The sequence below is a fragment of the Pseudomonas sp. LjRoot71 genome, assembly GCF_964253255.1.
Lineage (GTDB): Bacteria > Pseudomonadota > Gammaproteobacteria > Pseudomonadales > Pseudomonadaceae > Aquipseudomonas.
On sequence record NZ_CAXURA020000001.1, the window covers coordinates 3013301 to 3035471 of the forward strand.

At 57.5% G+C, this 22171-nt stretch carries 21 protein-coding genes and 3 tRNA genes; 10 read left to right on the forward strand and 14 right to left on the reverse strand.

Annotation, left to right across the window (positions count from 1 at the left end):
- Positions 1–2 precede the first annotated feature (2 nt).
- The 3 genes from ACSQ17_RS14150 to ACSQ17_RS14160 form a co-directional block, all read right to left on the reverse strand.
- Complete coding sequence (locus ACSQ17_RS14150) at positions 3–1592, reverse strand: sensor histidine kinase (protein ID WP_436069326.1); 1590 nt, start codon at positions 1590–1592, stop codon at positions 3–5.
- Complete coding sequence (locus ACSQ17_RS14155) at positions 1582–1827, reverse strand: PP0621 family protein (protein WP_436069327.1); 246 nt, start codon at positions 1825–1827, stop codon at positions 1582–1584. Before ACSQ17_RS14155 ends, ACSQ17_RS14150 begins: the two co-directional genes overlap by 11 nt.
- A gap of 174 nt (positions 1828–2001) precedes the next feature.
- Positions 2002–2985, reverse strand: a complete 984-nt coding sequence (locus tag ACSQ17_RS14160; protein ID WP_436069328.1) for an outer membrane protein assembly factor BamD — start codon at positions 2983–2985, stop codon at positions 2002–2004.
- A gap of 147 nt (positions 2986–3132) precedes the next feature.
- On the opposite strand from ACSQ17_RS14160, the gene rluD reads away from it, so the two are divergent.
- The 3 genes from rluD (at position 3133) to clpB (ending at position 7570) form a co-directional block, all read left to right on the forward strand.
- Positions 3133–4107: a 23S rRNA pseudouridine(1911/1915/1917) synthase RluD gene (rluD, locus tag ACSQ17_RS14165; RefSeq protein ID WP_436069329.1), complete on the forward strand. Its 975-nt coding sequence runs from the start codon at positions 3133–3135 to the stop codon at positions 4105–4107.
- Positions 4108–4124: 17 nt separating this feature from the next.
- Positions 4125–4850, forward strand: a complete 726-nt coding sequence (pgeF, locus tag ACSQ17_RS14170; protein ID WP_436069330.1) for a peptidoglycan editing factor PgeF — start codon at positions 4125–4127, stop codon at positions 4848–4850.
- Between the two features lie 155 nt (positions 4851–5005).
- The gene (gene clpB, locus ACSQ17_RS14175; RefSeq protein WP_436069331.1) at positions 5006–7570 is read left to right on the forward strand and encodes an ATP-dependent chaperone ClpB; all 2565 of its coding nucleotides are present in this window, start codon (positions 5006–5008) and stop codon (positions 7568–7570) included.
- A gap of 70 nt (positions 7571–7640) precedes the next feature.
- Here the strand turns inward: clpB and ACSQ17_RS14180 are convergent, their stop codons facing one another.
- The gene (locus ACSQ17_RS14180) at positions 7641–7976 is read right to left on the reverse strand and encodes a PilZ domain-containing protein (protein WP_233683670.1); all 336 of its coding nucleotides are present in this window, start codon (positions 7974–7976) and stop codon (positions 7641–7643) included.
- A gap of 9 nt (positions 7977–7985) precedes the next feature.
- Positions 7986–10340, reverse strand: a complete 2355-nt coding sequence (locus tag ACSQ17_RS14185) for a DUF1631 domain-containing protein (protein ID WP_436069332.1) — start codon at positions 10338–10340, stop codon at positions 7986–7988.
- Positions 10341–10552: 212 nt separating this feature from the next.
- Between ACSQ17_RS14185 and ACSQ17_RS14190 the strand changes: the two genes are divergently transcribed.
- The 3 genes from ACSQ17_RS14190 to ACSQ17_RS14200 all read left to right on the forward strand — a co-directional run bounded on the left by ACSQ17_RS14190 (position 10553) and on the right by ACSQ17_RS14200 (position 10795).
- Positions 10553–10628: transfer RNA gene (locus ACSQ17_RS14190), tRNA-Asn, on the forward strand.
- Positions 10629–10637: 9 nt separating this feature from the next.
- Positions 10638–10714 (forward strand) — tRNA-Pro (locus ACSQ17_RS14195).
- A 5-nt stretch (positions 10715–10719) separates the two neighbouring features.
- Positions 10720–10795, forward strand: a tRNA-Lys gene (locus ACSQ17_RS14200).
- Positions 10796–10940: 145 nt separating this feature from the next.
- Here the strand turns inward: ACSQ17_RS14200 and ACSQ17_RS14205 are convergent.
- The 4 genes from ACSQ17_RS14205 to ACSQ17_RS14220 form a co-directional block, all read right to left on the reverse strand.
- Positions 10941–12242, reverse strand: a complete 1302-nt coding sequence (locus ACSQ17_RS14205; protein ID WP_436069333.1) for an NAD(P)/FAD-dependent oxidoreductase — start codon at positions 12240–12242, stop codon at positions 10941–10943.
- 63 nt (positions 12243–12305) lie between these two features.
- The gene (locus ACSQ17_RS14210) at positions 12306–12479 is read right to left on the reverse strand and encodes a DUF3094 domain-containing protein (protein ID WP_257777033.1); all 174 of its coding nucleotides are present in this window, start codon (positions 12477–12479) and stop codon (positions 12306–12308) included.
- Between the two features lie 70 nt (positions 12480–12549).
- Positions 12550–13044 carry an MOSC domain-containing protein gene (locus ACSQ17_RS14215; protein ID WP_436069334.1) on the reverse strand — a complete coding sequence of 165 codons (495 nt, stop codon included), beginning with the start codon at positions 13042–13044 and terminating at the stop codon, positions 12550–12552.
- A complete protein-coding gene (locus ACSQ17_RS14220) occupies positions 13041–13670 on the reverse strand; it encodes a DUF1780 domain-containing protein (RefSeq protein WP_436069335.1) in 630 nt (209 codons plus the stop codon). Before ACSQ17_RS14220 ends, ACSQ17_RS14215 begins: the two co-directional genes overlap by 4 nt.
- A gap of 119 nt (positions 13671–13789) precedes the next feature.
- Between ACSQ17_RS14220 and ACSQ17_RS14225 the strand changes: the two genes are divergently transcribed.
- Together ACSQ17_RS14225 and ACSQ17_RS14230 are read left to right on the forward strand one after the other, a co-directional pair.
- Entirely contained in the window at positions 13790–14479 is a 690-nt protein-coding gene (locus ACSQ17_RS14225) for an energy-coupling factor ABC transporter permease (protein ID WP_436069336.1), read from the forward strand.
- Between the two features lie 104 nt (positions 14480–14583).
- A complete protein-coding gene (locus ACSQ17_RS14230) occupies positions 14584–14799 on the forward strand; it encodes a hypothetical protein (protein ID WP_436069337.1) in 216 nt (71 codons plus the stop codon).
- A gap of 3 nt (positions 14800–14802) precedes the next feature.
- Here the strand turns inward: ACSQ17_RS14230 and yacG are convergent, their stop codons facing one another.
- From yacG to pilB, 5 genes are all read right to left on the reverse strand, one after another.
- The gene (gene yacG / locus ACSQ17_RS14235; RefSeq protein ID WP_233683678.1) at positions 14803–15003 is read right to left on the reverse strand and encodes a DNA gyrase inhibitor YacG; all 201 of its coding nucleotides are present in this window, start codon (positions 15001–15003) and stop codon (positions 14803–14805) included.
- Positions 15000–15614 (reverse strand): dephospho-CoA kinase, encoded by a 615-nt coding sequence (gene coaE, locus ACSQ17_RS14240; protein WP_436069338.1) that lies wholly within the window; start codon positions 15612–15614, stop codon positions 15000–15002. Before coaE ends, yacG begins: the two co-directional genes overlap by 4 nt.
- A 261-nt stretch (positions 15615–15875) precedes the next feature.
- The gene (locus ACSQ17_RS14245) at positions 15876–16745 is read right to left on the reverse strand and encodes a prepilin peptidase (RefSeq protein ID WP_436069339.1); all 870 of its coding nucleotides are present in this window, start codon (positions 16743–16745) and stop codon (positions 15876–15878) included.
- 3 nt (positions 16746–16748) lie between these two features.
- Positions 16749–17966, reverse strand: coding sequence for a type II secretion system F family protein (locus ACSQ17_RS14250; RefSeq protein WP_436069340.1), 1218 nt, complete (start codon positions 17964–17966; stop codon positions 16749–16751).
- Positions 17967–17969: 3 nt separating this feature from the next.
- Positions 17970–19673 carry a type IV-A pilus assembly ATPase PilB gene (gene pilB / locus ACSQ17_RS14255; protein ID WP_436069341.1) on the reverse strand — a complete coding sequence of 568 codons (1704 nt, stop codon included), beginning with the start codon at positions 19671–19673 and terminating at the stop codon, positions 17970–17972.
- 222 nt (positions 19674–19895) lie between these two features.
- Between pilB and ACSQ17_RS14260 the strand changes: the two genes are divergently transcribed.
- Both ACSQ17_RS14260 and ACSQ17_RS14265 read left to right on the forward strand, forming a co-directional pair.
- Positions 19896–20402, forward strand: coding sequence for a pilin (locus ACSQ17_RS14260; RefSeq protein ID WP_436069342.1), 507 nt, complete (start codon positions 19896–19898; stop codon positions 20400–20402).
- Between the two features lie 61 nt (positions 20403–20463).
- On the forward strand, positions 20464–22119 hold the full coding sequence (locus ACSQ17_RS14265; RefSeq protein ID WP_436069343.1) for a Wzy polymerase domain-containing protein: 1656 nt from the start codon (positions 20464–20466) through the stop codon (positions 22117–22119).
- Positions 22120–22171 lie beyond the last annotated feature (52 nt).

The following is a 22171-nucleotide window of genomic DNA, read 5'->3' on the forward strand; positions in this document are numbered from 1 at the left end:
GGTCAGCTCAGTTTGCGCGGGTGGGCGAAGGTGATACGCAGGCAGCTGCCGCCACCTTCACGCAGTTTATAGTCGAGGCGTGCCTGGTTGCTTTCGCACAGTTCACGGGAAATATACAAACCCAGCCCGGTGCCTTTGTTTTCCGTGGTGTAGAAGGGTTCGAACAGGTGGTGCAGTTGCTCCTCGGCAACCCCCGGGCCGTCGTCGAGCACTTCGAGCACTGGCAATTCGCTGTCCGGATCGCGAAACAGCTTCAGCCAGACCTGCCCTTGCTTGTGTTTCTGCGCGCTGTAGCGCAAGCCATTCTCCACCAGGTTGCTCAGCACCTGGGTGAGCTGGTGCGGGTCCATGCGGGTCTGGATGCTGCCGCTGCTGGTTTCCAGGTGCAGGGTCTGGTTGGGGGCTGCGCTGTTGCGGAATTCGCTGGCAAAGCGGTGCAGCCAGTATTTCAGATCCAGCAATTGCGGCTCGGCCTGGCGCCGTCGTGACAGTTGCAGAACGTTCTCGATCACCAGGTTCATCCGGCGCGAGTGATCCTGAATGATTTGTGCCAGGCGTAGGTCGGGGCCTTCCAGTTCTTCTGACTCCTGTAGCAACTGTGCGGCGTGGCTGATCGCGCCCAGTGGATTGCGGATTTCGTGGGCAATGCCGGCCGTCAGGCGGCCCAGTGAAGCCAGCTTGAGTTGTTGGGCCTGCTGGGCGATTTGTGAGATGTCGTCGAGAAATATCAGCGTGTGTTTCTGTGTGCCGCGCTGTAGAGCGATGAAACTGGGCTGTAGCACACGGCCGTCGGGTGCGGCCTGTAGGCTGGCGGGGCGCAGGCTGGGGTTGTGCAGCCATTGCTGCATGCGTTTGATCAGTTCGGGGCAGTGCGGATCAAGAATCTTGCCGGTCAGCTCGGCATGTCCCAGTAGATGGTTGGCACCTTGATTGGCCAGTAGTACGCGGTGTACTTCGTCCAATACTAGGATGCCAGTGCGCATGCGTTGCAGGATCAGGGCGTTCAGCGCCTCCAGGTTGGCCACGTCGGCGGCGCGTTGTTCGGCCAGGCTTTCGCTGGCTTGCAGGCGGCGGGTCAGGCCTTGTACAAACAAGGCGGCGGCAAAGCACAGCGCGCCAAATGCCCCGACCTGTACATACTGGCTGGCTGCAGTCGGGCGGCTAAGGCTGAGGTAGAAGGTCAGGTAGATCATGCCGATGGCTGCAATGGCGGCGATCAGTAGGCCGATCCGGCCACGCAGCAGAATGTTGGCGATGGCCACGGCCACGATCAGCAGGTTGCCGATGCCGCTGGGGGTGCCGCCGGCGGCATAGAACAGCCCGGAGAGCAGGATTACGTCGACCAGCGCCAGGCTGAATATCTGCGCCAGACGCTTCGGGCGGCGCACGGTGGCGATGATCAGAACGTTGAGTGCGAGGTACAGCCAGCTGCCATTGCGAAACAGCGTTGGATGCGCCATTTCCAGCAGTTCGGTATCCAGATCGCTGGATACCAACAGCACCAGGGTCAGGCCGATTACCAGCCTGTAGAGGTGGTAGAGCCGCAGGATGCGCCAGCTTTGTTCTCCGCTCAGGGCGAAGTCAGTGCTCATTATGATGAGAGCCTTGCTCAAGGTGGGCCTGGCTGCAGAACCATTGTTCGCCGGTAGTCAGCGCGCGGTCGCGGGGGACGTGAACGCCGCAGTGTTGGCAACGCACCATCGGTGCTGCTTGTGTGGGGGCATTCTGTGCGTCAGGGCGCGCGGCTGTCGATCGGCTAATGCGTCGCCATAGCCAGAATGCGCCGGCGATGATGGCAATCCAGAACAGCAAGCGGAACAGGCCCATGGTGCTCTCTTCTTGTCGGTAAGCGGGCAGTTTAGCTAACCCGTCTATGTGCGCCCAGCATTGGAGTAGTCTGCTCGGCGTCGTTTTGTGAGGGCTTCTCAGGTTTTGTGCCGCGATGCTGCGGCTAATAAAAAGGGAGGCGCCTGGCCTCCCTTTTTATTGATGCGCCTTGGCTTAGTCGAACAGGCCAAAGGTCAGGTAGCTGAACCAGGAGCGGCTTGGCTGCTCTTCGGTTGCGCCGGCTTTGAGTTCATCCGGGATCTGCTCTTCTGCGTCTTCGTACTGACGAATCACGTCCTGGCTGGCGCGGGTTTCGCCCGGCGGCAGCGGTGTGTCGGTTTCGATAAGACCCAGGGTCGCCTTGGCTAGCCAGGAGCGGCTGTTGGCTTCTGCTTCGCGCGGGACGAACTGGCCGTCGACCAGGCTTGCGTGATCTGGGTAGTTGAGCTTGAGGGTTTCCAGGCTGGTGGCTGCCAAGTCGTCCAGAGTCAGGCGCTGGTAGGCTTCGGTCATCACGGCCAGGCCGTCGCCAACGGCCGGGGTTTCCTGGAAGTTTTCCACCACGTAACGACCGCGGTTGGCGGCAGCCACGTAGGCGTTGCGGGTCAGGTAGTAGTGCGCCACGTGGATTTCATAGGCCGCCAGCAGGTTGCGCAGGTAGATCATGCGCTGCTTGGCATCCGGGGCATAACGGCTGGTGGGGAAGCGGCTGGTGAGCTGGGCGAACTCGTTGTAGGAGTCGCGTGCGGCGCCTGGGTCGCGCTTGGTCATGTCCAGAGGTACGAAGCGAGCAATCAGGCCGCGGTCCTGGTCAAACGAGGCCAAGCCTTTGAGGTAGTAGGCGTAGTCAACGTTGGCGTGCTGCGGATGCAGGCGGATAAAACGGTCGGCGGCGGATTTGGCCGCTTCCGGCTCAACGTTCTTGTAGTAGGCGTAGATCAGCTCCAGCTGCGCCTGTTCGGCATAGCGGCCGAATGGATAGCGCGATTCCAGGGCCTTGAGCTTGGCCACGGCAGCGGTGTAGCTATTATTGTCCAGGTCGGCTTGTGCCTGCTGGTAGAGTTCGGTCTCGCTCAGGTTTTCGTCAACCACCTGCTTCGACGAACAGGCGGCAGTGAGGGCGAGGATTGCGATCAGCAGCAGGTGTTTCACTTGCATGGCGGCTTGCGTCCCTGTGACGGCGGCTGTCTTGAGCAAAGCCGTCCTGTTATGATGAGCGCCCCCGGTACCCCTGGGGCAAAGACGCCGTATTTAACCACAAGCGTGTAGCCGAAACCAAAGGCTAGACCCCCTCTGTTGCCGAGCATGTCCTCTATTAATAAGCAGATCATTGAACTGAACGCCGAGGTGCCCTATGAAATGGGCGGTCAACGCCTCGATCAAGTCGCCGCACTCCTGTTTGCCGAGCACTCGCGTTCGCGTCTGTCTGCCTGGATTAAAGAGGGGCTGCTGACGGTTGACGGTGCGGTGTTGCGCCCGCGCGACATCGTCCACGGTGGTGCATTGCTGGCGTTGAACGCCGAGCAGGAAGCCCAGGGCGAATGGATCGCCCAGGACATCGCGCTAAACATCGTCTACGAAGACGAGCAGATTCTGGTGATCGACAAACCGGCTGGTCTGGTTGTGCACCCGGCTGCCGGGCATGCCGATGGCACGCTGCTCAACGCCTTGCTGCACCACGTGCCGGATATCATCAATGTGCCGCGCGCCGGCATCGTCCATCGCCTGGACAAGGACACCACCGGTTTGATGGTGGTGGCCAAGACCATCGAGGCGCAGACCCGCCTGGTCGATCAGCTGCAAAAGCGCACGGTCAGCCGTATCTACGAATGCATCGTGATTGGCGTGATCACCTCCGGCGGCAAGATCAACGCGCCGATCGGCCGCAGCTCCTCGCAGCGCCAGCGTATGGCGGTGAGTGATGGCGGCAAGCCGGCCGTCAGTCATTACCGCGTGCTTGAGCGCTTCCGCTCGCACACCCATACGCGGGTCAAGCTGGAAACCGGGCGTACTCACCAGATTCGTGTGCACATGAGTCATATCGGTTATCCGTTGGTAGGTGACCCAGTCTATGGCGGGCGTTTCCGCATTCCGCCGGCGGCCAATCCGAGCATGGTGCAGACCCTCAAGGAATTCCCGCGTCAGGCCTTGCATGCGCGGTTTCTCGAGTTGGATCACCCGCTTACTGGCGAACGGATGAAATGGCAGTCGCCATTGCCGGATGACTTTGTCTGGTTGCTGACGCTGCTGCGCCAGGACCGCGAGGCGTTTATTGGTTAACCAGATTGGGTGACGGGATGCACGACTGGCTGACACCGCAATGGCCTGCCCCAGCAAGGGTAAAGACCTGTGTGACCACGCGCGCGGGTGGTGTGAGTCTGGCGCCTTATGACAGTTGCAACCTGGGCGAGCATGTCGGTGATCAGCCGCCAGCGGTGCAGAAGAACCGGCAGCGCCTGGTCAGCCTGCTTGGTTGCAAACCGGCTTGGTTGCAGCAGGTGCATGGCGTGGGCGTGGTTGAGGCCGACCCTGTGCAGGTGCTCGAAGCCGATGCCAGTTGGACTAACAAGCCAGGCATCGCCTGCACCGTGATGACTGCCGACTGTTTGCCAGTGCTGTTCTGTGACCGCGCCGGCACCCGTGTTGCCGCCGCACACGCTGGTTGGCGTGGCTTGGCTAACGGCGTACTGGAAGCCACGCTGGATAAGCTGGGCGTACCGGCTGAGCAGGTGTTGGTCTGGTTGGGGCCGGCAATCGGACCACAGGCCTTCGAGGTGGGCGGTGAAGTGCGTGAAGCCTTTGTCACCCAGCACGCACAGGCCACAGCGGCCTTTGTGCCGACTGGCAACCCGGGCAAGTTCCTCGCCGATATCTATCAGCTTGCACGTATACGCCTGGCCGCGCGTGGTGTTGATGCGGTGTATGGCGGTGATTTCTGCACGGTCAATGACCCACGCTTCTTCTCCTACCGCCGGGCCGCACAGACCGGGCGTTTCGCTAGCCTGATCTGGCTGGTCAACTGATTCTGGCCTGCCGCATCTGCGGCAGCTGACTCAGGTCAACGTCGCACGGCTTGAAACCCGCACAATCGACCTCATCTACTCTTCATCCGCAGGCTTTTCTGTTTTGGGTGCGATTCAGTGCGCCGGCCTGCCATCACCACGAGGGTTGATTGTTTATGCGTATTGATCGTTTAACCAGCAAGTTGCAACTCGCGCTCTCTGATGCGCAATCTCTGGCTGTGGGGCTGGATCACGCGGCCATCGAGCCGCTGCACCTGATGCAGGCGTTGCTTGAGCAGCAGGGTGGCTCGATCAAACCGCTGCTGATGCAGGTCGGTTTTGACGTCAACAGCCTGCGTCTGGCCCTGGGCAAAGAGCTCGACCAGTTGGGCAAAATCCAGAATCCATCCGGCGACGTCAACCTGTCGCAGGATCTGGCGCGCCTGCTCAACCAGGCTGACCGCCTGTCGCAACAGAAGGGCGACCAGTTCATTTCCAGCGAGCTGGTGCTGCTGGCGGCCATGGATGAAAACACCAAGCTGGGCAAGCTGCTGCTCGGCCAGGGGGTCAGCCGCAAGGCCCTGGAAAATGCCATCGCTAATCTGCGCGGCGGTGATGCGGTTAACGACCCGAATGTCGAGGAAAACCGCCAGGCCCTGGATAAATACACCGTCGACCTGACCAAGCGCGCCGAGGAAGGCAAGCTCGACCCGGTGATTGGTCGTGACGACGAGATTCGCCGCACCATTCAAGTCTTGCAGCGCCGCACCAAGAACAACCCGGTACTGATCGGTGAACCTGGCGTGGGCAAGACGGCGATTGCCGAAGGCCTGGCGCAGCGCATCGTCAACGGCGAAGTGCCGGATGGCTTGAAGGACAAGCGCTTGCTGTCGCTGGATATGGGCGCACTGATCGCCGGGGCCAAGTTCCGTGGTGAGTTCGAGGAGCGCCTGAAGGCGGTACTCAACGAACTGAGCAAGCAGGAAGGGCGGATCATTCTGTTTATTGACGAGTTGCACACCATGGTCGGCGCCGGCAAAGGCGAAGGCTCGATGGATGCCGGCAATATGCTCAAGCCATCCCTGGCGCGCGGTGAGCTGCACTGCGTGGGCGCGACCACGCTCAATGAGTATCGCCAGTACATCGAGAAGGATGCGGCGCTGGAGCGGCGCTTCCAGAAGGTGCTGGTGGATGAGCCGAGTGAAGAAGACACCATCGCCATTCTGCGCGGCCTCAAAGAGCGCTATGAGGTGCACCACAAGGTGGCTATCACCGACGGCGCAATCATCGCCGCGGCCAAGCTGTCGCACCGCTATATCACCGACCGGCAGCTGCCGGACAAGGCCATCGACCTGATCGACGAGGCGGCCAGTCGCATTCGTATGGAGATCGACTCCAAACCTGAAGTGCTGGATCGTTTGGAGCGTCGCCTGATTCAACTCAAGGTCGAAGCCCAGGCGCTGAAGAAGGAGGACGACGAGGCGGCGATCAAGCGTTTGGCCAAGCTCAACGAAGACATTGCACGGCTGGAGCGTGAGTACGCCGATCTGGAAGATATCTGGAAATCGGAAAAGGCCGAAGTGCAAGGCTCCGCGCAGATCCAGCAGAAGATCGAGCAAGCTCGACAGGAGCTGGAAGCGGCACGGCGCAAGGGTGATCTCAATCGTATGGCTGAGTTGCAGTACGGGATTATTCCCGATCTGGAGCGCAGCTTGCAGATGGTCGATCAGCACGGCAAGAGTGAGAACCAGTTGCTGCGTAGCAAGGTCACCGAGGAAGAAATCGCCGAAGTGGTGTCGAAGTGGACCGGCATCCCGGTGAGCAAGATGCTCGAGGGCGAGCGCGACAAGCTGTTGAAAATGGAAGGCCTGCTGCATCAGCGGGTGATCGGTCAGGATGAGGCCGTAGTGGCCGTGGCCAATGCGGTGCGGCGTTCCCGCGCCGGGTTGTCCGACCCGAACCGGCCGAGCGGCTCGTTCCTCTTTCTCGGCCCAACCGGCGTCGGCAAGACCGAGCTGTGCAAGGCGCTGGCCGAATTCCTCTTCGACACCGAAGAGGCGCTGGTGCGTATCGATATGTCCGAGTTTATGGAGAAACACTCCGTGGCGCGGCTGATCGGCGCGCCGCCGGGCTATGTCGGCTACGAGGAAGGCGGTTATCTGACCGAGGCTGTGCGCCGTAAGCCCTATTCGGTGATCCTGCTGGATGAGGTGGAGAAGGCGCATCCGGATGTGTTCAACGTGCTGCTGCAGGTGCTGGAAGATGGCCGCTTGACCGACAGCCATGGCCGCACCGTGGACTTCAAGAATACGGTGGTGGTGATGACCTCCAACCTGGGCTCGGCGCAAATTCAGGAGCTGGTCGGTGATCGCGAGGCGCAACGTGCAGCGGTGATGGATGCGGTGAGCACGCACTTCCGTCCGGAATTTATCAACCGGATCGATGAGGTGGTGATTTTCGAGCCGTTGGCCCGCGATCAGATTGCTGGTATTGCGCAAATCCAGCTGAGCCGTTTACGTCAGCGTCTGGCTGAGCGTGAGCTGAGTCTGGAGTTGTCCGATGAAGCGTTGGACAAGCTGATTGCCGTTGGTTACGACCCGGTTTACGGTGCGCGGCCGCTCAAGCGTGCAGTGCAGCGCTGGATCGAGAACCCGCTGGCACAGTTGATCCTGTCGGGCAAATTTGCCCCTGGCGGCAGCATTGTCGGGCGGGTTGAGGCCGACGAGATTGTCTTCAGCTAAGGCATAGCCAGGCGACAAAATAAAAACACCCCGGTTCAGCGAGGCTGGCCGGGGTGTTTTTATATAGGGCTTACAAGTGTTTGAGCAGAACTTCCAGCGCGGCAGCCTGGTCATCGGCCAGGTCGATAATGTGAAAGCCCGCCCAACAGTGCTGTCCGTCGGCGCCTGGGCGGCTCCATAGACAGTCGGCGCCCAGGGTGATCTCACAGACCCCCTCAATTTCCTGTTCGCTGACCAGGCGGCATTCAATCAGTTCGTCTGCGGTCAGCGGGGTGTCGCTGAACAGCATGAAGCCATCGGCAGACAGATCCACCACGCGGCCCAGGCGCTGGCCCGAGTGCAGATCGAAGACCTCCAGCTGCAGCTCGGCGTTATGCCGGCTATGCAGGCGACGTTCGTCATCCATACGACTTCCTTATTCTTGAGGCTCTGTCGCGCGCCCGGTAAAACGCTGTAGCACGCGATAAATGGCGGTAAGGGCACGGTCCACCAGCGGTGCACCTCGTTCAGGGGTGACGATGCGCGCCAGCCCTTGTTCCATTTCGCTGGCCAGTTGGGTGATCGGTTTAATGGCCACCCGTTGGCCGCTTTGATCGACAAACATGTAGTTGCGGGTTGTCGGGCTGAACCAGGACAGCTTGAGCGTGCGCACCTGCTGGCCATTGAAGAACTCGAACCAGGTGCCGAACTCGATATGGCTCAGCTCCTTGATCAATGCCTGGGCGCGCGCTGAGAGGGTCGACTCGCGGGGCGCCAGGGTGGCCAGTGCAGCATCTTCGCCGAGCATGGCGCCCAATGGGCTTTCGGGCAGATTGGGTGTGAGCTTGGCTGCAACCAGGGGCTGTTTGGCCTGTACGGCGTGTTGGCAGGCAACCAGGTCCTGCAGCAGGCGGCGAATGCCATCCTCGTGATAGCCGCCGAGCAGCTCCAGGCCTTTGCGCAGGTCTTCAAGCAGCGGCACGCGCAGTTTCTGCAGGCGCTCACGGCCGGCATCGTCGAGCAGGGTGCCGCTCCAGGCCAGTTGCTCGGCTGCTTCACAGGCACGTTGCCATTCCGGGCTGCGTTCGCCATTGCGCAGCAACACGAAAACCAGAACGTCGGCCCAGGTCAGCTCAAGGAAGTTGCGAATGATGGTAGGCGGTTGGCGATCGGTCAGGCTCTTGGCGATAACCTCAACTGCGTGCTGGCGTGCGCCGAGCAGCTTGTCGCGGCCTTTGGCGGCCTCCACAGCACGGCGTTCGCGCAGTTCGACCTTATGCCTGAGGGTGGCAACGAATTCGTTGAACTCTTCCAGCAGGCCTTCAAACAACTGCAGGTCGCCGAAGAAATCATGGATGACCCGTTCGACCACCCACTGCATCTTGGCCAGCAGGCCGCGCTCATCGCCTTCACCGCCATACAGCACGCCAGCCTGGGCCATGGCGTTGAGCAGGCGCCGGGCTGGGTGGTGGTGCTGGGTAAACAGCGCTTTGTCCTGCAACGCAACCTTTAGATAAGGCGTGTGCAGGTGCGACAGGGTGGTCTTGCAGCTGTCAGGCAGGTTGTCGTCGTCGAGAATAAAGTCGAACAGCATGCCCACCAGGTCAATGACATCGGCTTCCTGATCGGAAACTTTCTGCTGGCCAGGCTGCTCGCTGTGGGCTTCCAGCTGTTGTTGCAGGTCCGCTTTGAGGCCTTCTACCTGCTGCGGACGGCTCAGGCGCTGTGACAGGTCATTGGCCGATTGCTGCTGCATGCGGTTGAGGGCATCCAGCAGGGCTGAGGCGCTGTAGGTGCTGGTCGCTTCACGCGGGGTGAAGCTGGCAATGCTGCGTGTGCCGCCAAGCAGCGGGGCGTCGAGGTCGCGTTGGCGGTGTTCACCGAGCAGGGCTGCCAGGCTGCCGAGCAACTCCAGTGGGTCGTTGGACGGAGGGCCGCTCAGATCCGTATTGCTGGCGTTGTATGTGCTTGCGCCTGGCTGCGTGGGCGTTGGGTTGACAGTGTTTCTGCCAGCACCGCTGTGGGTTTCTTGCGGCGTCTCAGCCGTGGCGCTTGCGGGAGTCTTGGGGCGCGCCTGGCTGTTGCGTTGGGCGCTGTACTTCAGATTGGGCAGTACGCCGGCTTCGATCAGGCGCTGGTTGAGCGCGGCGTAGATGCTGTCCAGGCTCTGCATGACGTGGGTGTCAAACAGGGTATAGAGGATCACCTTTATACGCAGTGGAAACGGGCAGGGCGTCAGGGCGTCACGAAACGCCTGGGCAATCATCTGCGGGCCGAAGGGGTTGATGTCTTCGCCGAGTTTCTGGCCGTTGTTCAGCAGGGCCAGGCGTTGTTCCAGGGCAAACAGGGGTTGGGCGCAGCGTGCTTTGACCCGGCTGACCATATTGGTGACTTGCAGGCTTTCTTCGTAATCCTCGTTCTGCACCAGTGCCATCTGCTCAGCATCCAGCTCGGTGGTGCTGGGCAGCGGCTTGAGCTTGCCTTCGAGGAAGTCGGAGAAGTTCTGCGCAATCTGCTGGTGGTAACTGCGCTCTATCTGTGGGCGCTGTTTGCGGATCTCACGCATGTTGTCGAAGAACAGCGTTTGTACCTGATTGTTCTCGGCTTTTTCGGCGCACTCGAACAGCGTGTCGTCGACCTGGGCGAAGACGCCGGTCAGGTGCTCAGCCAAACGATTCATCACCAGCTTGCGACAGCTCTGCACCAGTTCGCCGAAGCGTGGCTGAATGCCACGGTTGGCAAGGGTCTGCACTGAAGAAGGTGGGGTTGGCGGTATGCCCTGGTTACTCATGGACTTTCCTGGCTGGAGCCTTGCGGCTGGTGCGTCCTGCAATGAATACAGACATAGTGAAGATATAGCAGCCGCTCACACAGCTGCAAATCATTGTACTAAAAGCAATTTAAGGGGTTGACAGGTGCGCGCGGAACCGTAAAATGGCGCGCCTCAGAACAGCAAACGAGATTAACACCTCCAAGCGACTTCTGAGAAAGGATGTAAGTAGTTCCGCGATAGCTCAGTCGGTAGAGCAAATGACTGTTAATCATTGGGTCCCTGGTTCGAGTCCAGGTCGCGGAGCCAATCCTTCATCGGGGTATAGCGCAGTCCGGTAGCGCGCCTGCTTTGGGAGCAGGATGTCGGGAGTTCGAATCCCCCTACCCCGACCATTTTAGGGTCGTTAGCTCAGTTGGTAGAGCAGTTGGCTTTTAACCAATTGGTCGTAGGTTCGAATCCTACACGACCCACCATTTCAAGCGAGCTTGAAAGTAAAAAACCCGCCTAGAGCGGGTTTTTTATTGCCTGCGATTTATTCCGGCAACTGCCAGGGGCGTCGCGCGGGTGGCACTGCCTGCAGGCGCGGCGACGGCCGCTCCTGCAGGGCTGGCGCACAAATCAGTGCAGCTTGAGGCGAGGTTCGGTGCTGCGGCCGATACGGTCGCCCAGCATCATCAGCAAGGTGCGCGTCATGCCGTAGAGGGCAACCTGGTGCATGCGATAGAGCGACACGTAGAACATGCGGGCCAGCCAGCCTTCGAGCATGACGCTGCCGGTCAGATTACCCATCAGGTTGCCAACGGCGGAGAAGGTCGACAGCGAGATCAGTGAGCCGTAATCGCGATAACGATATTCCGGCAGCGGCTTGCCCTCGATGCGCAACTTCAGCGATTTGGCCAGCAGGGATGCTTGTTGGTGCGCCGCTTGTGCGCGTGGCGGCACGTTGCGGCCCTCGCTACCCGGTTGCGGGCAGGCAGCGCAGTCACCGAAAGCAAAGATGTTGTCATCCTGGGTGGTTTGCAGGGTCAGGCGCACCTGCAACTGGTTGATGCGGTTGCTTTCCAGGCCATCCAGATTCTGCAGAAACTCCGGTGCGCGGATGCCGGCTGCCCAGACTTTCAAGCTGGCCGGGATGATCTGCCCCTGCGCGGTGTGCAGCGCGTCGGCCGTGACCTGGCTGACGGCTGCGCCGGTGAGCACGGTGACGCCAAGTTTCTCCAAAGTCTGGTGTACCGGCTGGCTGATGCGTTCAGGCAAGGCAGGCAGTACCCGTGGGCCGGCTTCGATCAGGGTGATGCGCATGTTTTCCGGGCTGATGCGATCCAAACCATAGGCGGCCAGCTCGTGCGCGGCATGGTGCAGTTCGGCGGCCAGTTCGACTCCGGTGGCGCCGGCGCCGACGATGGCAATATTGATCAGCTCGGTGGCTTTGCTCTGGCTGGCGTGGGCACGCAGGTAGTGGCTCAGCAGCTGGCGATGGAAGCGCTCGGCTTGCTCGCGGGTATCGAGGAACAGGCAGTGCTCCGCTGCTCCGGCGGTGCCGAAGTCATTGGTGGTGCTGCCCACGGCAATCACCAGGCTGTCATAAGTCAGCTCGCGTGCCGGCATCAGCACCTGGCCGTGATCATCCAGGGTGGCAGCCAGGCTGATGCGTTTTTCCGCGCGGTTGAGGCCGCTCATTCGTCCCAGCTGGAACTCGAAGTGATTCCACTTGGCTTGGGCCACGTAGTTCAGTTCGTCACCGGAGGAGTTCAGTGAGCCGGCGGCTACTTCATGCAGCAGCGGTTTCCAGATGTGCGTCAGGTTGGCGTCGACCAGGGTGATTCTCGCCTGGCCACGCTTACCCAGGGTTCTACCCAGGCGGGTAGCAAGCTCCAGTCCGCCGGCGCCACCGCCGACAATTACGATTTGATGAGTCATCAGACACGCTCACAAGGCTTTTAAGAAAAGGCAGTGAGTCGGTATGGGCGAGCGCCAGGCAGCTCATAGCACCAATCGACTCAGAAGACGGCTCAGCACGCCGAGGGCAATCACCACGATCACGATGATCAGTAGCAGTCGCCAAACCTTGAACGGCTGCCGCTCGACCTGATGTTGTGGCGCGCTCAGGTAGTGCTCGACACGTTTCTGGTCATCAGGGTTCAGGCGACTGGACATGGTGGCCTCGAATAAAAGGGGCAATCAGGGGGCGATTGCGGGCTGAGGAGGGGCATTCTAGCTGCCCGGCTTATAAGGGCTCAACGCGCAGGCTGTCATTCAGGCGAATAATGCCGCCTTGCAACACGCGTGCGGTGATCCCGCCGTGGCCGCGCATGGCTTGAAAGGTTCCCGCTCCCAGGCGCTCTTCCAGTTTTGCGCAGGGTTGGCACCAGCCGGTGGTTTCCAGTATTGCCTGGCCGAGGCGAAAGCGCCGACCCTTGAGGCTGAACAGGTTGATGCCGCTGATGGCGATATTGCGCCGCAACTCAATAGCGCTGATGGGCGCGTCTGCAGCGCGACCCATGAGCGCACTGATGACGGCCAGGTGTTCCCACTGGATCAGGGTGACTTGCCGGGCATTGCGCGGGCCGGGACGGCTATGGTCGCCGGTGAGCCCTGCTTCGCGGCGTGCTTCGACAGCATCCAGTTCGATCATCGCGGCACGTGAGCTGGGGCGCACGCCAATCCAGCGTACACAACCCTGTTGCGGCACTGCGGCGAGCAGTTCATGCAATGGGCTCACAGGCTGATTCCTACATCAAAGAGCACGGTACGGCCGAGATTGTTGCGCAGAAACTCCGGTGCGTCCGGGTGGGCGAAGAGCACGCGGGCAAAGGTTGGGCCCACCAGTGACAGCGAGCGCCAGCCCTGGCGGAGGAACTCGGTTGGTGGTGGGAAGTGGCTGTTGAAATCCGGCACAGCGCGTTTGAGGTTGACGTAGGCAAGCAAATCCAACTCGCCCAGGTCGAGGCCGCGCTCTTGGTAGTTGCGGGCTTTCTTGCGCAGCGTCGGTGTCAGGCGTTGCTGCAACTCGCTGGCACCAATACGCCTGGGTTTGGCCTCGCGGCGCACCAGCTGACTGAGCGAGAAGGCGCTGCGCCGGCGCTCCAGTTCGGCACGCCACTCGTCATTCAGGCGCCGGCCCTCGTCGAGGACGAAGAACACTTCAAAGCTGGCTTCGCGGAACAGCACGTCAGGCGGTTCATGGCCGGCGGCGCTGAACTCATCGAGGCGGTGGCTGACATTCAGAGCCTGCAGCAAGCGCTGGCAGACCCAGCGCTCGCGCTCCCACTTGCGGGCGTTGGAGAGAAAGGCGTTGGCCTGTTCGGCCTGGTGCGTCAGCAGGCGCAGGTAGTCGGAGTCATCCATGGCTTCAGCTTAGCGCGCCGGCTTGGCGTCGTGGTAGCCCTCTGCGGCGGTTGTTTCAGGCTTGCCATGTGCGGCGGTAGACTGCTCCAGATTAGCCCACGGGTGTGGAGTGCTTCTGCATGATTGCCGCGCAATTGCTGTCTTCAACCAGCCTGCTGTTGGGATGGCTGATCTATCTGCCTCTACTGTGCTGGGCGATCTGGCGTGCTCCCTGGGTTGAGCTGTGCACTGATCTGCGTCGCCAGCACCTGCTGGGCGGTACGGCGCTGGCGCTGTTTCTGCTGTGGCTGGTGCGCCGCGATTTCGACTCTGGCCTGTCCTTCCACTTTATTGGCATGACTGCGGTGACGCTGTTGCTGGATTGGCCGCTGGCCATGCTGGCGGGACTGGTCGCGCAGTTGGGGTTGCTGGCGCTGGGGCGGCAAGATTGGGCTGCGTTGGGGGTGAATGGCGTGTTGTTGGTGGTGATTCCGGTGTGGGTCACCGAGGCCTGCGCCCTGTGGGTTGAGAAAAAGCAGCCGCGCAACCTGTTCGTCTACATTTTCTGCAGTGGCTTTTTCGCTGCGGCGCTGGCGACACTGCTATGTATTGCGACGGCCTTCACCTTGCTCTGGATTGATGGGTTGTTCCCAATGCCGCCCTGGCTGGAGGATTTCATTGGTTATCTCTGGTTGGTGATTTTCCCCGAGGCCTTTATCAACGGCATGCTGGTTACGGCACTTGTGGTTTTCTATCCGGATTGGCTGGAAACCTTCAATCGCACGCGCTACCTGGCTGCACCATGGAAGGATGACGATGCACCGCGCTGATGGTGTTGCCTTCGCTGCAGTGATCCGCCCGCCTCATTTGATGCAGGTCAAACTCTTGCAGTCGGTCTGAGTCATGCTGATGGCAACAGTCAGGAGGGTGAAGAATGGGTGTGCATGAGTGGGCCAGGCAGGAGATCGAGCGCAGTTTACAGGGCGTTGATGGTCAGGGTTTTGATCAGGCCATGGCGTTGCGGGCGCTACTGAGTGCCGTGGTTGAGCGTAGTCGTAGTGGTCGCAGTGCTGCGGATCTGGCCGCAGAGCTGCAGTTTCTCGCCGACAATCTGGACGATGAGCGCGACTACAGCTTTATGCGGCCTTGATGATTAGTGTTGGCGTGGCGGCAACTCGCCGGAAAACACGTCATCTTCCAGCGGGTCGCCGGCAATGGCATGTTCTTCCGCTGCCCAGGCGCCGAGGTCAATCAGCTTGCAGCGTTCGGAGCAGAAGGGGCGGTTCGGGCTTTGTGGGCCCCATTCAACAGGTGCCTTGCAGGTTGGGCAGGCAACCAAGGTTGGGGTGCTCATATTTGGCCTCCGCGTAGAGTCAGGTAATAGCTGTGCAGGCGTTCCACTTCCGTCTGTAACCAGTGCAGATCACGGTCGTTGAGCAGCACATCATGGGCGTGGCGCAGGCGCTCTTCGCGGCTAGCCTGGGCCTTGAGAATGGCCTGTACCTGCTCATTCGAGCTCTGGTCGCGAACCATGGTGCGCTCAACCTGCAATTGCTCGGGTGCATCCACCACCAGTATGCGCTGGGTCAGGCGATGTTGGCCGGACTCAACCAGCAGCGGTGAAACCAGGATGGCATAAGGTGATTCTGCGCGTGCCAGGTACTGGATGATTTCCTGGCCGATCAGCGGATGCAGCAGGGCTTCCAGCCAGCGTCGTTCATCAGCGTCGGCAAAAATCCGGTTGCGCAGCGCTGTGCGATCAAGCTGGCCGTCTGCTTGCAGCATATCGCTGCCGAAGTGCTCGACAATTCTGGCCAGGGCAGGTTTGCCGGGTTCAACCACCCAGCGTGCCGCATGATCGGCATCGACCACATGCACGCCGAGGTCGATAAAATGCTGCGCGGCAGCGCTCTTGCCGCTGCCGATGCCGCCGGTAAGGCCCAGTATCCAGGGTTTTGTCGTCAAGGTGCGGCGCTCGTGTGGTCGTCCAGAGGCGCGATTGTAGTGCAGCAGTTTGGTTGGTGGCGAACAGTAGGAGCGTGCCATGCACGCGAAAGAAATGGGCGTATCTACAGGCTCGCTGGATTGCTATCGAAAACCGTAGCCGGGATGTGAGCCTGGGGGATTCCCCGGATTGCATCCGGGCTCCGCTCGTAGGAGGGGCTTTAGTCGCGATAGCTCTTGCACCGCTCGCCGCTAGAGCGCCTCCCGTCGCCGTTGGTTTGATTAGAATCCTGCAATCTGCAAATAGCTGGAGGTGATTTGCTCACCCCAGAGCAAGGCAATCCACCCGGCAATTGCCAGATAAGGGCCAAAGGGGATCGGTGTGCTGGATTCGGCATTGCGCATGCGCAGCATGATGGTGCCCAGCACCGCGCCCACCAGCGATGACAGCAGGATGGTCAGCGGCAACACTTGCCAGCCTCCCCAGGCGCCGAGCATGGCCAGCAGCTTGAAATCGCCATAGCCCATACCTTCTTTGCCGGTAACCAGCTTGAACAGCCAATACACCAACCATAGGCTCAAATAGCCAGCAATCGCTCCCCAGAGCGCATCTTCCAAACTGGCAAACAGACCAAAGCTATTGGCAATCAAGCCAAGCCAGAGCAGCGGCAGTACCAACGAGTCCGGTAGCAGTTGATGGTCGACGTCAATGAGGCTCATCGCCAGCAGCCCCCAGGTCAACAGCAGCATGCCGCCAGCCTGCCAGGTAAAACCGAAGTGCCAGGCGATAAAAGCCGACAGCAAGCCGCAAGTCAGCTCAACCAATGGGTAGCGCAGGCTGATGGGCGATTTACAACTGGAGCACTTGCCGCGCAGAAACAGGTAGCTGATAACCGGGATGTTTTCCCAAGGTTTTATTTCATGGCTGCAGTGTGGGCAGCTGGAGTTGGGTAATACCAGATTGAAGGTTGTGGTCTGGGGCTCGGAGGGCAGCTCCAATATTTCGCGCGCCTGCTCGCGCCAATCGCGTTGCATCATGATAGGCAGACGGTAGATCACTACATTAAGGAAACTGCCGACCAGCAAGCCTGTAAGCATCGCGCACAAAACAAAGGCCAGCACATGGCTGGCCATAAAGTCGATTACGGACATAGATTAAACAACTGCACCCAGTTGGAAGATAGGCAGGTACATGGCAATGATCAGGCCACCAACCAATACGCCGAGCACAGACATGATCAGGGGCTCCATCAGGCTCGTAAGTCCATCGACTGCGTTGTCGACTTCTGCTTCGTAATAGCTGGCTACCTTATCCAGCATCATATCTAGTGCGCCGGATTCTTCACCGATAGCAGTCATCTGTATCGCCATTGAGGGGAATGCTCCGGTGGTGCGCATGGAAAAGTTGAGCTGCATGCCAGAGCTGACGTCCTGCTTGATTTTTTGAACTGCTGTCTTGAAGACAATATTGCCTGTTGCTCCTGCTACGGAGTCCAGTGCTTCTACGAGCGGGACGCCAGCAGCAAAGGTCGTGGCCAGTGTGCGTGCATAACGTGCGACTGAGGACTTGTAGATGATGTCGCCGACAATCGGTGCTTTAAGAGCGGTGCGGTCAATCCAGTTCCTGAATTTCTCTGAGCGCTTTTTGAATTCGCTTAGTGAGAATAGAGCTGCGAAGATTAATACAAGGATGATGAACCACCATTCTTGCAGTGCTTGAGATATTCCGATAACAAATTGAGTAAATGCTGGGAGTTCGGCGCCAAAATTAGCAAATACAGATTCAAACTGAGGCACAACTTTTATCAATAGAATGGCGGAAACAATAATTGCCACTACAACTACTGCTATAGGGTAATTCATTGCCTTTTTTATTTTGGCTTTCAGTGCTTCCGTCTTTTCTTTATATGTGGCAACGCGGTCAAGAAGATCCTCGAGTGCCCCTGCCTGCTCGCCGGCATCCACAAGGTTGCAGAATAAATCGTCGAAATATTCCGGTCGGGTTCTGAGTGACGCAGCAAAGCTGTTACCTGCCGCAACATGTTGTTTTATATCGTCTACCAGTTTACGCATGTTGGGATTATCCAAGCCCTCCGCAATGATATCGAATGCTTGCAAGAGCGGAACGCCGGCCTTCATCATGGTGGCCATCTGCCGAGCAAAAAGCGCTATATCAATGGGCTTGATTTTTTTGCCAGAGCTAAATAGTGATACAGATTTTTTTCGGACTTTGGTCGGATTGATACCTTGCTTACGTAGCTGGGCTTTTACCAGTGCAGGGTTGATACCACTGGTCTCACCTTTTACCTTGGAGCCTTTTTTATCAGTACCTTCCCACGCAAAGGTGCTGGTCTTTATCTCTTTAACGGCCATCGGTTAGTCCTTAGTCACGCGGTTCACTTCTGCGAGGCTTGTCACGCCTTGCATGGCTTTCAGCAGCGCTGAAGTACGCAGGTCATTAAAGCCGTCTTTACGCATCTGCTCGGAAATATCAATAGAGTTGCCTTCCTCCATGATAATCCGTTGCAGGGCCGGCGTGTTTTTAACCACTTCATAAATCCCGACACGCCCCTTGTATCCGCCATTGCAATTTTCGCAGCCGACAGGTTCATAAATCTTGAAGGTGCCAATCTTGTTTTCCGGGAAGCCTTCCTCAAGCAACGTTTCCCGTGGCACCTGTATCTCTTTCTTGCAATGATTGCAGAGTTTGCGGGCCAGACGCTGCGCGATGATCAGGTTGACCGAGGTGGCAATGTTGAATGAAGGAACACCCATGTTGCGAAGTCGGGTTAGGGTTTCTGCCGCGCTATTGGTGTGCAGCGTCGACATTACCATGTGACCTGTCTGTGCAGCCTTGATGGCGATAGAGGCGGTATCAAGGTCACGGATTTCGCCAACCATGATGATGTCTGGATCCTGGCGCAGAAATGACTTCAGTGCTGCAGTAAAGTCCATGCCCTGTTTCGGGTTAACGTTGACCTGGTTGATGCCTTCCAAGTTGATCTCAACAGGGTCTTCGGCGGTTGAAATGTTCACATCCACGGTGTTTAGGATGTTTAATCCTGTGTAGAGTGATACGGTCTTGCCTGAGCCGGTTGGACCGGTAACCAGAATCATGCCTTGGGGTTGCTTTAGGGCAGACATGTAGAGTTCTTTCTGCGACTCCTCGTAGCCAAGCGCATCAATGCCCATCTGTGCGCTTGATGAGTCCAGAATCCGCATCACGATCTTTTCGCCCCACAGCGTGGGGCAGGTGCTGACACGAAAATCGATCGATTTGCTTTTGGATATACGCATTTTGATGCGGCCATCCTGTGGTTTGCGTCTTTCTGAAATATCCAAACCAGCCATGACCTTTAGGCGTGCGGATATACGTGGAGAGAGTTGTATCGGCGGGCGTGCGATCTCATGCAGTATCCCGTCTGTGCGAAAGCGGACACGGTAGGCTTTTTCATAAGGTTCGAAATGCAGGTCGGACGAGCCGCCTTTAATAGCATCCAGCAGCATTTTGTTTACAAAGCGCACCACCGGGGCGTCATCGGCGGCATTGCCCTCGCCTTTGTCTTGAGTGTCGTCATTGACGGCTTCAACATCCAAACCATCAAGGTCAATATCGCCCAGGTCTTCCATGCCGCTTGAGGCTGAGTCGAAGAATTTCTCTATCGCCTCGCCAAGCTTGTCATCCTCTACCAGGATGGCTTCGGTATTCATCCCTGTACTGAACTGAATGTCAGTGACCGCTTGATGGTTGGTGGGGTCTGATACCGCAATAAACAGCTTATTGCCGCGTCGCCATAGCGGTAGTACGCGATGTTGGCGAACGAGCTTCTCCGTTATCAAATCCTTGGGCTGGCTTTCTTTATCGATTGAGTTGAGGTCAACGAATGAAACGCCAAACTGATCGGATGCGAGTTCGGCCAGTACGCGACTTTTTACAAGCTTGTTCTGCACGAGATAGGTGACCAGTGACAGCTTGTTGCGCTGGGCTTGGCTTTGCGCCTGCTGGGCGGTTTTCTCGTCCAGCAATTCAGCCAGAACCATCTGGCGGGCAAGGCCGGTAAGCGACACGGTATCGTTCATTGCGGGCTCCATAACAATCCCAGCCTTATAGCCTAGTTGATTTGTTTGTGCCAAACGCAATGCTGGTGGGTGACAAAAAATGGCAGTTAGTGCCCGCTGATTTGGATGTTTTGTGCGCCGCTGTGCATGCCGAGCTTGCACGGTGGTGGCTCTGTGGAGTTGGCATGAAGGATGCTTTGCTTGGGTTAGGTCGTTGACCTGAACATAACTAGGAGATGCTTTATGAAAGCTCAAATGCAAAAAGGCTTTACCCTGATCGAGCTGATGATCGTGGTTGCGATTATCGGTATTCTGGCTGCTGTTGCACTGCCTGCTTATCAGGATTACACCAAGAAAGCTAAGATGTCTGAAGTGACCTTGGCTGCCAGTTCTTGCCGTACAACAGTAACTGAGAAATATCAAACTCTTAGCAGTGGTCCTGGTGCAGGTAATTGGGGTTGTGAAAGCTCTGCTGGTACAACTCAGTATGTGCGTGAGATTGCTACAACTGCAGATGGTGCGGTTCGTGTAACCATTCGTAACCTTGATAGTACTGTTAATGGTGGGTATGTTTACCTTGAGCCAATGGACGGTGCAGCTACCCCTGCGCCACTCACTGTTGCGAGCATTGGCAATGCTATCAGTAGCTGGCGTTGTGGTGGTAATAACGCAGCTGTTCAAAAAGTGTTGCCGGGTTCCTGCAACCACGATTACAGCACGGCTCCAACTGGTACCTTTACCGCTCAGTAATTTTGGGTAAAAAAAAGGCAGCGTACGCTGCCTTTTTTTATTGGGGTGATGAGTTTTAATTATGAATAAGGGATTTGCTAGTCAGGGTTCGGCTGTTTGTGTTTTTTTCTTTTTTTTATTTGTTGCGTTATTTGCCCCTAATCATTATCAGCCTTGGTTTAATTTTTACAGTGAGTATGTGGCTTTTCTTGGTTTGTTTTTCTTTTGGGTTTTGGCTCGTAGAGATGACCTGGTAGTAGGGTTTCCGGTTTGTTTGATTTTTGTTTTGTTGTTGGTTGTGTGGGGGCAGTACTTTTCAACCATTATCTATTCTGTTGAAACAGCATGGTTGGTGAGTTTCTATCTGTTGTCAGCTGTTTTGGCCTTTATGCTGGGGCGTCAGGCGGGAGTGATTTATTTTGGCGCGGTTGGTTTTCTAGCGCTTGGTGTAATCTCTTCAGGTATTGCGCTTGGGCAGTGGTTTGATACGTGGGAAACTATTTGGGTGTTGACGCCGGGTGCCGGTGCACGCGCCACGGCAAATATAGGTCAGGCTAACCATCTAGTCACTCTTCTTGGGCTTGGGCTGGTGTCGGCGCTATGGCTGAATTACAAACGATGCATATCTGGATGGATGCTTGCCGTGGTCACGGTCTGGCTTGTTGTGGGTATGGTTTTAGCTGCATCAAGGATGGCGTTGCTGCAGTATGTATTGATCGGCGTGCTCTGGTTTTATTGGGGTGGCCTTAGAGGCGGTTTGGTTTTTTTTGCTTATCTTTTGGGTGGTCTGGTGCTCGTTTTGGGGGCCGCTTGGCAGGCTGATTTGGCTGCTGAATTTTATTTAATTGAGCCTGGTTCTGCCGTTGGTGTTTATGACCGCTTTACAAGTACGGAGCGGTTGCATATATGGTGGCAGTTGATACAAGCGTCGTGGGATAAAGGCGGGCTAGGTTACGGATGGGGGCAGGTGGCCGCAGCGCAAGTTGATTATGCATTGGCGTATCCGGTGGCAATGTTTACCTTGCATTCTCATAGTATTATCGTAGATATGCTTGTGTGGAATGGGATCTATGTAGGCGTTATTGTAGTCGTGTTGTTTGGCGTATGGCTGATAAAGACGTTCTGGTGTGTGCGTGATCTGGATTCAGCTTTTGCTGCGCTCTGTGTTGCAGTTATCGGGGTTCATGCTCTTCTTGAGTATCCTCTGGAGTATTCTTACTTTCTGATTCCGTTCTTTCTTTATCTTGGCTATCTTGGAGGAAAGGATTGTAAGCTCAGGTTTGTACCTTTTTTGGGGGTGATTGCTGCTTTTTGTTTTTTCCTTGTAGTTGTTTGGCGTGACTATCGGGTTTTGGAGGTTGACTTCCGAAACCTACGTTTTGAGATGGCGCGTGTCGGCGTTACAGAATACTCTTCGCCGGATAATTCGTATTTCTTCTTGACGGGTATGAGTTCGTTTATTGATTTTATGAGAATGCAATTGCCGGGTAGCCTTGATGAAAGAGCCGCTGAGGCCGAGCGACTTGTCTACAGTTACCCCTATGTGCCTGCATTTTATCGCTATATTCTGATTCTGGTAGAACAGGGTGATTTCGATAAAGCAGCCGAGATGCTCGAAAGAATGAGGTCCATGCATGGCGATCAGAATTATGCGGGCGCTATTGAATCTCTCCAGCAGGGCGCTCAAAACGATAGCTCTTTACGAGCATTTCTGGAGTTCATTAACTCGAGCAAGTAAGGCTATATCGACGTAACGTATTGTGTGGGTTGAGCGCAGTGATAGAATCACT

Bases quoted from the DNA above. Each gene is read 5' to 3' on its own strand.
- ACSQ17_RS14205 (WP_436069333.1), bottom strand. From the start codon at position 12,242: ATGACTCATCAAATCGTAATTGTCGGCGGTGGCGCCGGCGGACTGGAG.
- yacG (WP_233683678.1), bottom strand. From the start codon at position 15,003: ATGAGCACCCCAACCTTGGTTGCCTGCCCAACCTGCAAGGCACCTGTT.
- ACSQ17_RS14260 (WP_436069342.1), top strand. From the start codon at position 19,896: ATGAAAGCTCAAATGCAAAAAGGCTTTACCCTGATCGAGCTGATGATC.
- ACSQ17_RS14225 (WP_436069336.1), top strand. From the start codon at position 13,790: ATGATTGCCGCGCAATTGCTGTCTTCAACCAGCCTGCTGTTGGGATGG.
- ACSQ17_RS14185 (WP_436069332.1), bottom strand. From the start codon at position 10,340: ATGAGTAACCAGGGCATACCGCCAACCCCACCTTCTTCAGTGCAGACC.
- rluD (WP_436069329.1), top strand. From the start codon at position 3,133: ATGTCCTCTATTAATAAGCAGATCATTGAACTGAACGCCGAGGTGCCC.
- ACSQ17_RS14220 (WP_436069335.1), bottom strand. From the start codon at position 13,670: ATGGATGACTCCGACTACCTGCGCCTGCTGACGCACCAGGCCGAACAG.
- ACSQ17_RS14245 (WP_436069339.1), bottom strand. From the start codon at position 16,745: ATGTCCGTAATCGACTTTATGGCCAGCCATGTGCTGGCCTTTGTTTTG.
- pgeF (WP_436069330.1), top strand. From the start codon at position 4,125: ATGCACGACTGGCTGACACCGCAATGGCCTGCCCCAGCAAGGGTAAAG.
- ACSQ17_RS14230 (WP_436069337.1), top strand. From the start codon at position 14,584: ATGGGTGTGCATGAGTGGGCCAGGCAGGAGATCGAGCGCAGTTTACAG.
- ACSQ17_RS14160 (WP_436069328.1), bottom strand. From the start codon at position 2,985: ATGCAAGTGAAACACCTGCTGCTGATCGCAATCCTCGCCCTCACTGCC.
- ACSQ17_RS14265 (WP_436069343.1), top strand. From the start codon at position 20,464: ATGAATAAGGGATTTGCTAGTCAGGGTTCGGCTGTTTGTGTTTTTTTC.
- ACSQ17_RS14210 (WP_257777033.1), bottom strand. From the start codon at position 12,479: ATGTCCAGTCGCCTGAACCCTGATGACCAGAAACGTGTCGAGCACTAC.
- pilB (WP_436069341.1), bottom strand. From the start codon at position 19,673: ATGAACGATACCGTGTCGCTTACCGGCCTTGCCCGCCAGATGGTTCTG.
- ACSQ17_RS14250 (WP_436069340.1), bottom strand. From the start codon at position 17,966: ATGGCCGTTAAAGAGATAAAGACCAGCACCTTTGCGTGGGAAGGTACT.
- clpB (WP_436069331.1), top strand. From the start codon at position 5,006: ATGCGTATTGATCGTTTAACCAGCAAGTTGCAACTCGCGCTCTCTGAT.
- ACSQ17_RS14155 (WP_436069327.1), bottom strand. From the start codon at position 1,827: ATGGGCCTGTTCCGCTTGCTGTTCTGGATTGCCATCATCGCCGGCGCA.
- ACSQ17_RS14150 (WP_436069326.1), bottom strand. From the start codon at position 1,592: ATGAGCACTGACTTCGCCCTGAGCGGAGAACAAAGCTGGCGCATCCTG.
- ACSQ17_RS14180 (WP_233683670.1), bottom strand. From the start codon at position 7,976: ATGGATGACGAACGTCGCCTGCATAGCCGGCATAACGCCGAGCTGCAG.